At 42.9% G+C, this 13,646-nt stretch carries 11 protein-coding genes; 3 read left to right on the forward strand and 8 right to left on the reverse strand.

Annotated features, from left to right (window positions below):
- Positions 1–34: 34 nt before the first annotated feature.
- From IEY42_RS12400 to gmk, 7 genes are all read right to left on the reverse strand, one after another.
- Positions 35–715 (reverse strand): tetratricopeptide repeat protein, encoded by a 681-nt coding sequence (locus tag IEY42_RS12400; RefSeq protein ID WP_188925521.1) that lies wholly within the window; start codon positions 713–715, stop codon positions 35–37.
- Between the two features lie 196 nt (positions 716–911).
- Positions 912–1,841 (reverse strand): calcium/sodium antiporter, encoded by a 930-nt coding sequence (locus IEY42_RS12405; RefSeq protein WP_188925522.1) that lies wholly within the window; start codon positions 1,839–1,841, stop codon positions 912–914.
- 141 nt (positions 1,842–1,982) lie between these two features.
- Positions 1,983–3,638 carry an AMP-binding protein gene (locus tag IEY42_RS12410; RefSeq protein WP_188925523.1) on the reverse strand — a complete coding sequence of 552 codons (1,656 nt, stop codon included), beginning with the start codon at positions 3,636–3,638 and terminating at the stop codon, positions 1,983–1,985.
- Between the two features lie 245 nt (positions 3,639–3,883).
- A complete protein-coding gene (gene ridA, locus IEY42_RS12415; RefSeq protein WP_188925524.1) occupies positions 3,884–4,267 on the reverse strand; it encodes a deaminase RidA in 384 nt (127 codons plus the stop codon).
- A gap of 28 nt (positions 4,268–4,295) precedes the next feature.
- Positions 4,296–6,404: a bifunctional GTP diphosphokinase/guanosine-3',5'-bis pyrophosphate 3'-pyrophosphohydrolase gene (spoT, locus tag IEY42_RS12420; RefSeq protein WP_188925525.1), complete on the reverse strand. Its 2,109-nt coding sequence runs from the start codon at positions 6,402–6,404 to the stop codon at positions 4,296–4,298.
- Positions 6,405–6,417: 13 nt separating this feature from the next.
- Positions 6,418–6,696 carry a DNA-directed RNA polymerase subunit omega gene (gene rpoZ, locus IEY42_RS12425; RefSeq protein ID WP_160051914.1) on the reverse strand — a complete coding sequence of 93 codons (279 nt, stop codon included), beginning with the start codon at positions 6,694–6,696 and terminating at the stop codon, positions 6,418–6,420.
- Between the two features lie 60 nt (positions 6,697–6,756).
- Entirely contained in the window at positions 6,757–7,380 is a 624-nt protein-coding gene (gmk, locus tag IEY42_RS12430; RefSeq protein ID WP_188925526.1) for a guanylate kinase, read from the reverse strand.
- 373 nt (positions 7,381–7,753) lie between these two features.
- Here gmk and IEY42_RS12435 point away from each other — a divergent pair, with 373 nt between their 5' ends.
- Genes IEY42_RS12435 through yjjG form a run of 3 tightly spaced genes read left to right on the forward strand, consistent with a single transcriptional unit; the run spans position 7,754 to position 10,863 of the window.
- Entirely contained in the window at positions 7,754–9,037 is a 1,284-nt protein-coding gene (locus IEY42_RS12435; RefSeq protein WP_188925527.1) for a DUF805 domain-containing protein, read from the forward strand.
- A 24-nt stretch (positions 9,038–9,061) separates the two neighbouring features.
- The gene (locus IEY42_RS12440; RefSeq protein ID WP_188925528.1) at positions 9,062–10,129 is read left to right on the forward strand and encodes a phosphotransferase enzyme family protein; all 1,068 of its coding nucleotides are present in this window, start codon (positions 9,062–9,064) and stop codon (positions 10,127–10,129) included.
- A gap of 41 nt (positions 10,130–10,170) precedes the next feature.
- Entirely contained in the window at positions 10,171–10,863 is a 693-nt protein-coding gene (yjjG, locus tag IEY42_RS12445) for a pyrimidine 5'-nucleotidase (protein WP_188925529.1), read from the forward strand.
- 73 nt (positions 10,864–10,936) lie between these two features.
- Here yjjG and IEY42_RS12450 read toward each other — a convergent pair whose 3' ends face one another.
- Positions 10,937–13,531, reverse strand: a complete 2,595-nt coding sequence (locus IEY42_RS12450; RefSeq protein WP_188925530.1) for a penicillin-binding protein 1A — start codon at positions 13,529–13,531, stop codon at positions 10,937–10,939.
- Between the last annotated feature and the right edge of the window lie 115 nt (positions 13,532–13,646).

Below are 13,646 nucleotides of genomic sequence, written 5' to 3' on the forward strand. Positions count from 1 at the left end.
AACTGCGCGTTAACTCAAGAAAAAGCAAAAGGCATTACTGTTTTACAGCCTGTTGGTTTAAGAGAAATATAGCCCAGCCGTAGTGTGGGTCTATGTCTATTGCAGCTTGCCAGTCTTCCATTGCAGCGGTTAAATCTCCTTGCTCCTGTTTGGCAAGTCCTCGCCATGTATAGGCTTCAGCATGCCCCCAACAAATGGTGTCGCAAGGTAGGTCGTAAAGCGTAATAGCTTGGCTTGCGAAGGATTGGGCTTTTTCTAGTCCGCCGCCAAATACGCTCGGGGTGTAAAATGCATTGATTGCTTTGACTAAACTGACTCTTGGGTTGTTGGGCTCTAGCTCTGTGGCTTGTTGTAATAGTGTGGCAGTTTTCATACCGTACTCAGCACCTTTGTTGTTATCTAACGCGATTTGCATGCCATATACTGCTGCTAACAGTGCTTGTGAGTCTGCAGTTGCTTGTGCACTGAGTAAGTTTTCTAGGGTATTTTGGGCCTGGTTTAACGAATCGGCAGTCTGTTTGCGTTGACCGCTAATGTTAGCGGTGATGGCTAATCGATAAAATGCGTAGGCTTGCTCATAGTCACTGGTGTTTTGGCTATATTGCGCTAGTTGACTTATGTTCATGGTGTTAGCTGCGTCATCAATATCCTTGATATCAGCAAAACTGTGGTGGCTGACTAAACTAAGGCTAGTGATTAATAATAGTGTTTTCATGGCTATCTCCTTATTGCCCACCCTGTGTGGGAATAACCTTAGTATGGAGAAACACCAATTTGATTATCAGGCACAAAGGTCACCAAAATAAGGTGACAAATGTCATTTTGTTTTGCTAATACTAATGAATAAGGCCAACATTGCTGTTGGCCTTATTTTATTTATTCAATTTGCGTCATCGTAATAAGTGAGTGGACTACACCACTTGCATGACCAAATAACTGGTATAGCCCAAGTATCCAGCAAGTAACACGCTGCCTTCACGGCGACCAATGCGTAAGCCACTCCAGGCAAATGGCAACACCATAATGGCAAAAATCAACATGGCGATAAAATCGACCTCATTAAACCCTGCCGCTGACACCGGATGGATTAATGCTGTTGCACCTAAAATGCCCAGCACATTGAATATGTTTGAGCCTACAACATTACCAATCGCGATGTCACTTTGACCTTTTAATGCGGCCATCACCGAGGTGACCAGTTCAGGCATACTGGTGCCAATAGCCACAATCGTTAAACCGATAATCACTTCGCTTATGCCGAACTGTTTCGCTAAATCAACCGCGCCATCGACAAACAAAATTCCGCCGCCAACTAACATGGCAATCCCTACTGCAATGAGTAGTACTGACAACAGTGGTTTTTGTGGTGTGGCATCAATGTCTAACGCTTCGGGATTATTTTTTGAGCTGATATAACTAAAACCTAAATAACCAAGCAATAGGTTAAATAAAATAGCACCATCAATAAAACTGACATCGCCGTCGAGTAATAAGAACCACACTAAAACTGATGCCGCGATCATGATGGGAATATCGCGTTTAACCATTTGTGATTGCACGGTAATCGGACGGATAAGTGCGGTTATGGCTAAGATAAGCCCAACGTTAACGATGTTAGAGCCCACCACGTTACCCAGCGCAATACCCGGGTTACCTGCAAGTGCTGATTTTACGCTGACCGCGAGTTCAGGGGCGCTGGTACCAAATGCGACAATGGTTAATCCAATAATAAGTGGAGCAATACCTAAACGTAGCGCAACCGCACTTGCACCGCGCACTAATGCTTCAGCGCCAAAGGTTAATATGATAAAACCGCCAATAATCGATAACGCAATGAACATGATTGTTTCTGCCTTGTAAAGTTAGGCTGTACTATATTAATACTGCCTAATTGTGCGCGTGTATTGACAGAATATGTCAAAAAAATACACGCTATATAGCGTGTATTTTTTTCGGGTCAGATTAAAAATATCTGTTGCAAATTACAGCTCATCTTCCCAGCGGATTTGGGCACCGCGAACACCTTCAACTTTAGCGCTAAAGACTTTTTCAAGCACGTGGCGTTTAATTTTAAGTGTTGGCGTGAGCACATCATTTTCGATGTTCCAATCTTCATTAACAACGACAATAGCATCAACATGTTCGTGTGACTCTAAATGCGGGTTAACGCTGTCTAGAGTTTCTTTTAATGATGATCTGACCTCTTCGCGTGGTTGTAGTTTAGAGCCTTCAGACAATTGAACCAGTGCGATAGGATGCGGTAAACCGGATCCAATAACACAAATCAGTTCTACGTGTGAGTCCTGAGCTAATCGACGTTCAATGGGCACTGGTGCAACATATTTACCTTTAGAGGTTTTGAAGTTGTCTTTTACTCGGCCAGTAATTTCAATGTAGCCATCTTCGTCGATTTCACACAAATCACCGGTATAGAAAAAGCCATCTTCTGCAAATGCGGCTTTAGTGGCTTCTTCTTGTAGGTAATAGCCTTGCATTAATCCAGGGCTTTTCACTAACAACTCACCTTGTTCACTTTTACGTACAAGGCTACCTTCAACAGGTCGACCGACAGTGCCAATTTTATTGGGATTAAATGGATAGTTGATAATCGAATATGCACTGTTTTCTGTCATACCCCATGCTTCACAAATATCAATTCCGACAGAGTTGTACCATTGTATTAATGACGGCGGGATAGGCGCCGAACCTGATCCGTTTAAGCGAGACTGGTCTAAACCCAAACCTTTTTTAATTTTGATTTTAACAATACTGCTAATAATAGGCAGCTTGAGTAAGTTTTTAAGTTTTTTCTCACCAATTTTATTAATAATATTAAGCTGGAATACTGTCCATAAGCGCGGTACAGAGAAAAATACCGTCGGGCGACAGCGTTGAATGTCGTCGACAAATGAATCTAGGCTTTCAACAAAGGCAACGGTAGAGCCTGAATAATATGATGAGCCTTCAATGGCAACACGTTCAGTAATGTGGGCAAGCGGTAAATAAGATAACAGACGGTCAGCGGTGTTGGTTTTTAAATCGCGTACCACGGCCTCACATGCCCAGCCATAACTGGCGAAGGTTTGAATGGCACCTTTAGGTTTGCCCGTCGAGCCAGAAGTATAAATAAGGGTCATCACCTGGTCGGTGGTTGGGAATGGTGCATCAACTAATGGCTGACCCAGTGTTAGCAATTGTTCCCAGTGATATTGTGCTGGCATGGTGTCGTACGGCATGGCTAAACGAAGAATGTCGCCCCCAACAGCGGCCTCTTGTTCTGCCCAATGATCAAGTTTGCCGCTAAAAATAGCTTTAACACCGCTGTGTTCAACCACATATCGAATAGTTTCAGCATTGGCTGTGGGATAAATAGGTACGCTAATGTAGCCGCCATACATTAAGGCTAAATCGACAATGAACCACTCGGCGCAGTTTTTAGACAGTACGGCAACCTTGTCGCCTGGTGCTAGGCCTAAGTGACGAAGTGAGCCTGCAATTTGCTGCATTTTTTGCTGGACTTCGCGCCATGTGAAATCCACATATTTGCCGCCAATTGGCTGGCGAAGGTAAACTTTGTCACCTTGAGTTTCTACCCAATGAGACAACATCTCAACGGGAGTTTTAATTAAATTTTCCATCGACGCTTCCATGTTCTTTATTGTTATTGTGGATTTTATAGTTGAGTAAATCACCAACTTAGTATGGCCATTTTTGTGCATTGGCGCAAACAATTTGCACACTATGCGTGCAAGGTCACACTAGGGTAAGTTAACAGAATTTGTTGAATAAACAATAAGAGTTGAGCAAATACTCTATAGAATGGAAGTGACAAATAATAAAAAAGACACCCAAGGTGCCTTTATAGAAACTCTAACAATGGCTGTTAAATTTCCATTATGCCGTCCATTTCAACCAGTGAGCCTTTAGGTAGCTCTTTGACACCAATCGCTGCGCGAGCAGGGTAAGGTTGTTGAAAGTAACGACTCATAATTTCGTTTACAGTAGCAAAGTGAGACAAGTCAGTTAAAAAGATATTTAATTTAACGATGTCACTCATTGTGCCGTCAGCCGCGTCACACACTGCGGTTAAGTTTTCGAACACTTGCACAACTTGCTCTGAAAAATCATCGCTTATCATGGTCATTGTTTTTGGATCTAATGGAATTTGACCAGATAGATAAACGGTACTGCCCACTTTAACGGCTTGCGAATAAGTGCCAATTGCTTGTGGGGCTTTGTCGGTTGCGATAATGATCTTTTCAGCCATTTGGGTACTCTCTTATAATTAGCAGTAATTAACGGTTACGCGATGTGCGTAATACTTCAGGTAACACACGGATCCGGCGCATAACGTTGGCTAGATGGACACGATCTTTAACTGAAATACGTAAATTAATCAAATACACACGGCCATCACGTTCTTCTGTACTGAGGTTGTGAATATTCGAACCTGCAGAGGCAATGATAGAAGTGATTTTAGCTAATGCACCATGGTGGTTAACAATTTCAACTCGCAAATTAGCTTGGTATTCAGCACCCTCAACGTTATCCCAATGCACTGAAATGTACTTGTCTGGCTCGCCTTGATAACCACGAATATTGGCGCAGCTTTCCATGTGAACCACTAGGCCTTTACCTGGACTGACATGGGCGATGACCGCATCACCCGGGATAGGGCGACAACAGTTAGCGTAAGTCACTAACATGCCTTCAGCACCACGAATTGGCATTTGTGGTTTTTCTTTGGTGTGATCTTGCGAGTCAAACTGCTCGCCAACCAAGCGTTGGGCAATCACAATGCTCATGGCGTTGCCTAAGCCAATATCGGCCAGCAACGAGTCAAGCGAAGTGTGTTTGGTTTCTTTAATCACTTTTTCGAGCAATTCTGGTGGAATGGTTTCTAGCTTAGTATCACCTAAGGCATGGTTTAATAAGCGCTTACCGAGTGCGATGGCGTTATCACCTTTGAGGCTCTTTAACACCTGGCGAATTTTACCGCGTGCCTTACCTGTAACCACAAAATTGAGCCATGCAGCGTTGGGTCTTGCACCTTTAGCGGTAATAATTTCAACGGTTTGCCCAGAAATAAGCGGTTGGCTTAATGGATATGCTTGACGATTAACGCGTGCACCAACGCATGAGTTACCCACATCGGTGTGAACTTCATAGGCAAAGTCGACTGCTGTAGAGTTAACGGGTAGCTCCAGAATGCGGCCTTCTGGTGTAAATACGTAGATTTCTTCTGGGAATAATTCGGTTTTAACATTTTCAACAAACTCAAATGAGCTACTTGCACTTTGCTGAAGTTCAAGCAAGCTTTGCATCCACTTGTGGGCGCGAACTTGAGTCGTATTTTGTTTAGCTGTATCGGTGCTATTTTTGTACATCCAATGCGCAGCAACCCCTTTGTCTGCCATTTGATCCATTTCTTCGGTGCGAATTTGCACTTCAACAGGCACAGCATGTGGACCAAATAAAGAGGTGTGCAAAGATTGATAACCATTGGCTTTTGGAATGGCGATATAATCTTTAAAGCGACCCGGGCGAGGTTTATATAAGCCATGCATCGCACCGAGAACGCGGTAACTGGTGTCTATGGAGTCAACAATAATTCTAAACGCGTAGATGTCCATCACTTCTTGAAACTGAAGCTCTTTGCTGCGCATTTTACAGTAAATAGAATAAAGGTTTTTTTCACGGCCTTTAACTTTCGCTGGAATGCCAGCTTCTTCAAGGCGAGACTCAATTGCTGATTCAATACTGTTTATTAACTCTTTGCGATTGCCTCGTGCGGCTTTTACAACTTCTCGTATCACTCTATGTCGCATAGGGTAATAAGCTTGAAAACCTAAGTCTTCAAGTTCGATTTTAATGTTGTGAATACCTAATCGATTGGCAATTGGCGCATAAATTTCTAAGGTTTCGCGAGCAATACGACGACGCTTGTCTGGGCGAAGTGCCCCAAGTGTACGCATATTGTGAGTACGGTCAGCCAATTTAATGAGGATCACTCGAATATCTTGAGTCATTGCCATCATCATTTTGCGGAAGTTTTCCGCTTGGGCTTCTTTTTTGTCGCGAAACTTAATTTTGTCTAGCTTAGATACACCTTCGACTAATTCCGCAACCGTAATACCAAACAGCTCGGTGAGCTCTTCTTTGGTGACGGGTGTGTCTTCAATGGTGTCATGGAGCAGGGCAGCCATAAGGGACTCGTGATCGAGTCGCATGTCCGCCAAGATGCGGCTTACCGCAACGGGGTGGGTAATGTAAGGCTCGCCACTTGTGCGCATTTGCCCTTCGTGGGCATCACGCGCAACCAAATAGGCCTGCTTGAGTAATTCGACTTGCTCCGGCTCTAAATAGCTGGACGCTGACTCTTTTAGACCTTCAAACAGATACAAGTGGCGCTACTCCTTAAACTACGCGGCCTTCTGCAATAGCTGCAACAGCTGCGATTTCAGCTGCTTCACGTTCACGCACAGTTTGGCGTTCGTCAGCATCTAATGTGTTTGAGGTGACTAAACCAAGCTCGATTTCGCGCAATGCGATAACCGTTGGCTTGTCGTTCATCTCCTCAACCATAGGATCTTTACCTTGCACGGCGATTTGGCGTGCGCGACGCGCTGCAACCAGGATCATATCAAAACGGTTGCCGATTTTGTTTACGGCGTCTTCTACAGTTACGCGAGCCATGTGTTGAAACTCCAGTGTTATCTATGGGAAAAAATGACGCAAAATTGTACACTATGACAATTAATCTGCCAAGAGATCAATAAGCATACCATTGTGGGTATACTGCTGACTAGCACAGGTTAGCCTTTGGCTACGAATAATTGCATTTAAGTCGGTCAGAGCCGTATCAAAATCATCATTTACAATCACAAATTCATATTGTGCATAATGTGACATTTCAGATACAGCTTGTGCCATACGCGAATCAATGACTTGTTGGCTGTCTTGACCTCGACCAGTTAATCGACGCTCAAGCTCTGCTTTTGATGGCGGTAAAATAAATACTCCAACAGCATAAGGCATGAGTTTTTTTACTTGCTCACCACCTTGCCAGTCGATATCTAAAAATACATCGATACCTTTTGCTAGCGTTTGCTCTATTACGGTTTTTGATGTGCCGTAATAATTACCAAATACTTCAGCCCATTCAATAAATGCATCTTGTGCGATTAGTGCTTTAAATTGCTCAACATCAACAAAATGATAATGTTGGCCGTCAACTTCACCCGGGCGAGGTTGGCGAGTGGTATGCGATACAGAAACCTGTTTATCGCTGGGTTTATCTTTTAACAGTGTCGAGATAAGAGACGATTTACCTGCGCCGCTAGGGGCTGACACAATAAAAAGATTTCCACGAGTGCTCATAAATTGGGTTTCTCATTGGTTATTTATTAAGAAAGCTTAATATTATACTCGTTAACAGTAAGGTTATGCTAGCGCTATAAGTTCACAGATAAACTGCTGTTAAGCTCGTTAATTACGGCTCAATTTGATATGGGTACTAGGGCATTATTTCGATAAAATAATTGCTTAACACACCCATAGGGTCTGGCTTTATAAGATAAATTCTGTAGGCTTTGCGCTATTGTGCTCAATGGTGTTTTTTTGTTATTAATTTTGCGGGTAGATTGACATCCCTTAGAGTGTATTTGTCACAAATTTTAAGTTTAACCATCAGTATTGGATTGTATTGAATAAACCCAGCTAAATAAACGTAAACCAATTATAGGAATGTTTGATGTTAGTAAAAACCCTGCTGTGCCGCGAAGGTCGTGACACAGGTTTAAGGTTAATGACCATCGTATTTTCTGCTTTTGCCTTGTTGAGCATTGCGGCTTTGGTGTTTCCTGCAAGTATCATTATTTTAATCGCCACGGTTGTGTCGCTACCTATTGTTGGTTTATCGGCAATGCGCCGCTTACATGATGCGAATAAAACCATTACATTTGTGCTCGTTTGTTTATTGCCTGTACTTATTTTTGGTGTCGCGGCTTACTTTGAGGCGCCACTTGGCGCGTTAGCTAGTGTGTTTTTATTTGGGTTGGCCTGTGGCGGCTATTTAAGCTTTTTACCTGCGAAAAATCCTATTCAGTATACTCTAGGATATTATGGGCCTCATCGAGTAATGAATAGCGCACAAAGCGCGATGCATCGACGACAAGACCCTGTGATGCAAGGTCAAGCGGTTAGCCTGTCTATTACAGAGAATCCATTTGCTAATCAGGAGGCTCAGCCACAAACGGTACAAAATGACGCTGACACAGCAAATGTTGCTTATCAAGCCGTTAACAATGATGTTGAGCCTACCCAGAGCCCAAAGCATGATGAACCCTATGTCACTCAGCAGTTTGACGCTGATGACGAACATGACACTGCCAATAGTACATTTTCCGCTAAGCGTGAGCGTAATAACCAACCCTTATATGTTGATCAAGATGCATTACAGTCAGGTTCGATAACTGAACTTGCCAAATCTTGGGTTAATATGGCTAAGTTGCATCAGCAAAAATTGTTGTTAGCTGGCAAAATTTTGGCCGCTGTTTTTGTGCTTGGATTGCTGATTTATCTGGTGATGGCGTTAATTAATGCATTTTCAAGCTCAGAAGACTCAGATGTCGAGACAGAAATGAGCCAAGGTGTGATTGAACCCGTTAATATGAGCAGACACATGGTTAAATTACCTGATGGCTTTTGGTTAGCCTTAGAAGGCGACGTGCTTATTTTACGTTGGTTAGGTGATACTGGTGATGCGCAAAACCTGTGGCAACTAGCCAGTGCAGTTGGAGACAAGACCTGTGCCGAGCTTGAGTTTAATGATGGTAGTCAATTTAGACCCATGACTGTCGATTTACTTGCCGATGGTGCCACTGAGGCCAAGTTTACCCCGCTGGATAAATATGTGATGGTGAACAACATTGCTTTGCGGGGCGATTTTAAATTGTGTGGCTATAAGTTTAGCTTAAAAGGCAGCCAGGCAGCGCTAATGAAAAACCCACAGTTTGAAACATTGCTAAGCCAATAATATTGGTGCAAATGGAGCATGTGATTGATTGAATTTATTAAACAAACTGTGTTACCGCAGTTTGGTATTCATTGCGCTAATGCGTCAATTAGCACTTTGGGTCATGGGCATATTAACCAGACATTTTTAGTGACCGATGGCGCTAAAAAAATCGTATTACAACAAATAAATACCCAGATATTTACTCAGCCTCATCTGGTGGTTAGCAATGCCGCTCGTATTAGCCAGCATTTAACCGCAAAGCACCAGCAGCAAGACTATTTGCTACAAGTTGTTAGCCCAGTGGCTACTGTGGCAGGCGATTTATATGTGGATCTTAAAGAGCAAGGTTTTTGGCGTGCTATCGATTATTTAGAGCATAGCCATACTATTGAATTAGTCACACAAACTGAACAAGCTGAAGTTGCCGCTTATGCCTTTGGTCATTTTGCTGCCGCACTCAGCGATATGCCTTCAACAAAAATTGATGATGTTATTACCAACTTTTTAAATCTGCCTGAGCGGATTCAGCAATTAACAGATGCGGTGAATGATGATGCTTATTCAAGGCTTAACACTTGTCAGGAATGGGCTATGTTTGCATTGTCGCAAACCGTATTGCTCACTCAACTAGCTGAGTTTGAAAGCTTATTACCACGACGAATTTGTCATAACGATACTAAAATTAACAATATGCTGTTTGATAAACGCGATATGTCCAGCATGGCGATTATTGATTTAGATACCTGTATGGCGGGTTATTTGATGTATGACTTTGGTGATATGGTCCGGGCTTTTTGTTCGCCAGAGCCCGAAGATTCAACACATTTAGCTGAGGTGTATGCTCGCCCAGAAATCATTTCAACGGCGACGATAGCGTATGTTGATGCCCTTGAGGGAGTAATTACGCCACTTGAAAAGCAAAGTTTATGGTTAGGTATAAAAGCCATGACGTTAATGCTTGGGGTGCGTTTTTTAACTGATTATTTAAAGGGTGATGGTTATTTTGCAATTAAATACCCGTTACATAATCTAGACCGAGCAAAAAATCAGTTAACTATTTATCAAAGTTTACTTAAACAAGAGCCGCAATTAATCAAATTATTTGATTAATATAAAACCGTGCTTAGTTTTAACATTTAAGGTTGTTAGGAATGTCTAATTTAGTCAGTAAATATAAATGGATTTTATTTGATGCCGATGAAACATTATTTCATTTTGATGCTTTTTCTGGCTTAAAGTTAATGTTCTCGCGTTTTAACGTGGAGTTTAGTCTCGACGATTTTGCTGCTTACCAACAAATTAATAAACCACTTTGGGTGGATTATCAAAATGGCTTAATCAATGCCGCTCACTTACAACATACGCGTTTTACCCATTGGGCCAATAAACTATCTGTTACTCCTCAGCATTTAAACAGTCAGTTTTTAGCCGCTATGGGCGATATTTGTCAGCCTTTACCGGGAGCACGTGAACTCGTTGACTCTTTAAGCGGTAAGGTTAACTTGGGGATCATTACCAATGGCTTTACTGAGCTGCAAAGTATTCGTTTAAGTCGCACGGGGTTTCAAGATGCATTTAGTCCGGTCGTGATTTCAGAACAACTTGGTAAAGCAAAGCCTGATGTGGCTATCTTTAATCATGCCTTTAGCTTGATGGGGGAGCCAGAAAAGCGCCAGGTGTTAATGGTTGGCGATAACCTTCATTCTGATATTATAGGTGGTATTAATGCCGGCATTGATACCTGTTGGTTAAATCATCATGGGGCCGCGGTGAGTGACGATATTTCACCAAGTTATCAAGTCAGTAACTTAACAGAGTTACAGCAATTACTCCTGCTAAGCTAACCCGTCATATTCGCACTCAGCAGGGACAAAAAAGCCATTCGACTGAATGGCTTTTTATTTTATTTACATCAGTTTATTGAAATAAGTCTTCGGCAACATTGTCGATAAAGATATTACCACTTTGCTGTGTTTCAGTGACGTATTCTTTAGGTTCAGTACCTTCAACAAAATATTCAAATGCTGTCGTATGATCTGTCTTACGGGTTAATTTCCCTGTCGCTAAATCAATCCGAGCAGATACAATGCCTTGTGGTGGAATCACGGGGTGTTCAGGCGAGCCAGCAAGCGCCTTATTCATAAAGTCGTTCCAACCAGGCCCCGCCGTTTTTGCACCCGCTTCAGCCCCTGATATTTGGTCTGGTTCGCCGTTTGCCATCCAGCTAGAGCGGCCTAATTGACGACCATGATCATCAAAGCCGACCCAAAATGTAGAGGTGAGTGTTGGATTAAAGCCGCTAAACCATGTGTCTCGAGACTCGTTTGTTGTACCCGTTTTACCCGCTATATCATGGCGCTTAATGAGTTTAGCTGCACGCCAAGCTGTGCCGTTCCAGCCAGTACCTTTACTCCAATCACCACCACCCCAAATTACACTTTTGAGCGCTTCGGTAATAAGGAATGCTGTTTGCTTAGAAATAATCTGCTTAGCAAATCGCGCATCAGGGTTGCTGCAAGTATTTTCTTGTGCGGTAAGTTGTGTTGCTTGGCTCTTAACATCATCATTTGGCTCAACAAAATCGTTTTGCTCGATTACGGGTTGCGACAGTTCATCTGCCATGGCGGCAAATGGGTCATCAACATCGCTAAACATCTGCGTTGTGTCTTGTGGCTTATCACAAGCAATCAATGGGATAGTTTGTTCAATCATATTGTCATAACCGTCAGTGACATGATCGATATAGTAAGGTTCAACTAAATAACCGCCATTAGCAAAGACGTTAAATGCCGTGGCCACTTGTAACGGTGTTACCGAAGGCGAACCTAATGCAAGTGATTCATTGCGTGGTAGATCATTAGGGTCAAAGCCAAATTTAACCAGTTCTTTAATCGTGTTATCTAACCCAGCGTGACGCATAGCGCGTACCGACATAACGTTAATCGATTGAGCTAACCCAACACGTAAACGAGTTGGCCCACCATAAATATCAGGTGAATTTTTAGGACGCCATGCCGTGCCCTGACGTGTATCGGGTTTATTAATTGGCGCATTGTTAATTAATGTCGCTAAGGTGTAGTCTTTTTCAAGCGCTGCGGCATAAATGAATGGCTTAATGTTAGAGCCTAATTGACGCTTAGCCTGGGTGACACGATTAAACTGGCTTTGACTAAAGCTAAAGCCACCGACTAAGGTTCTGATTGCTCCATCATGGGGCTCGAGTGACACGGTTGCACTTGATACCAATGGTATTTGTGACAACTGCCAATATTGACCGTTATCGCGGATCCAAATTTGTTGTCCCGCGGTGAGAATGTCGTTTGCTTGTTTTGGTGGTAAGCCTTGACGTTTGTCGCTAATAAATTTGCGAGCCCACTTCAGGCCTTTCCATTCCAGTGTAATCAGTTTGCCTTCAGCGTCGAGCACCTGTGCTTGTTGCTCGCTTACGCTCATTACCGCAGCAGGGATAATGCCTTGCATAGGTGAAGTACGTTTGAGCGTGCTGATGATTTCATCGCGAGTTAATGGCGTCTCTGTCCATAACTCCTTCACGGGGCCACGATAACCATGACGCTGGTCGTAGGCAAATACATTGTCACGTAAAGATTCTTGAGCCATTAGCTGCAGATCAGACGAAATGGTGGTGTAAACGTTAAAGCCATTGGTGTACGCAGCTTCTTCACCGTATTTTTGGATCATGTAGTCGCGCGCCATTTCAGAAATATAAGGTGCGTACAAATCGATTTCCGCCCCATGATATTTGGCGGTAGAAGGGCTGCTGATGGCTTCTTCGTACTCGGCTTGTGTAATGTTACGCTTTTCAAGCATGCGGCTTAATACCCAGTTACGGCGGGCGATAGCGCGTTCTTGGTTGCGGATTGGGTTAGCGGCAGAGGGCGCTTGTGGTAAACCGGCAATCATTGCCATTTCTGGGAGCGACAATTGATTTAACTCTTTGCCGTAATACACTTGCGCGGCTGCACCGACGCCATATGCACGGTTTCCTAGAAACGAACGGTTTAAATACAGCGCTAAGATTTCTTTTTTAGAAAGTGCCTTTTCAATTTTTAATGCTAAAAAGATTTCTTTTACTTTACGAATATAGGTCTTTTCATTTGATAAAAAGAAACCTCGGGCAACCTGTTGAGTAATGGTACTCGCCCCCTGGCTTTTTTTACCTGTGGTGATCAAAATGGTTGCTGCGCGAATAATACCAATGGGGTCTATGCCTCTGTGTTCAAAGAAGCGGGCATCTTCGGTGTCGAGTACGGCATTGATCAATTGCACTGGCACATCATCGTATTCCACAGGAATACGACGTTTTTCACCAAATTGTGAGATAAGTTTGCCGTCTTGGCTGTATATGCGAAGCGGGGTTTGTAATTGAACCGTTTTTAATGAATTAACATCAGGTAAGTCTGGCAATACATAAAAGTATGCTGCTGCAATGGCGGCGACACCTAAAAGTGATAGGCTAAAAAAGGCGATTAATAAACGTTTAAACCACTTCACTCGATAATTCCAAAAAACAAAAATAGTGGCGTTAGTATATAAGCCGAAGAGTTTTTGGTGAAGTAAAACATGATTAAGTTAAAATAGTATTTGTAAAATGCAGAAACATTTTATA

It is taken from the genome of Shewanella algicola, assembly GCF_014648035.1.
In the GTDB taxonomy this organism is placed as follows: domain Bacteria; phylum Pseudomonadota; class Gammaproteobacteria; order Enterobacterales; family Shewanellaceae; genus Shewanella; species Shewanella algicola.

What these genes read in the sequence shown, in the direction of transcription:
- yjjG (WP_188925529.1), top strand. Translation starts at nt 10,171, where the DNA reads ATGTCTAATTTAGTCAGTAAATATAAATGGATTTTATTTGATGCCGAT.
- IEY42_RS12400 (WP_188925521.1), bottom strand. Translation starts at nt 715, where the DNA reads ATGAAAACACTATTATTAATCACTAGCCTTAGTTTAGTCAGCCACCAC.
- IEY42_RS12435 (WP_188925527.1), top strand. Translation starts at nt 7,754, where the DNA reads ATGTTAGTAAAAACCCTGCTGTGCCGCGAAGGTCGTGACACAGGTTTA.
- IEY42_RS12405 (WP_188925522.1), bottom strand. Translation starts at nt 1,841, where the DNA reads ATGTTCATTGCGTTATCGATTATTGGCGGTTTTATCATATTAACCTTT.
- IEY42_RS12410 (WP_188925523.1), bottom strand. Translation starts at nt 3,638, where the DNA reads ATGGAAAATTTAATTAAAACTCCCGTTGAGATGTTGTCTCATTGGGTA.
- ridA (WP_188925524.1), bottom strand. Translation starts at nt 4,267, where the DNA reads ATGGCTGAAAAGATCATTATCGCAACCGACAAAGCCCCACAAGCAATT.
- rpoZ (WP_160051914.1), bottom strand. Translation starts at nt 6,696, where the DNA reads ATGGCTCGCGTAACTGTAGAAGACGCCGTAAACAAAATCGGCAACCGT.
- gmk (WP_188925526.1), bottom strand. Translation starts at nt 7,380, where the DNA reads ATGAGCACTCGTGGAAATCTTTTTATTGTGTCAGCCCCTAGCGGCGCA.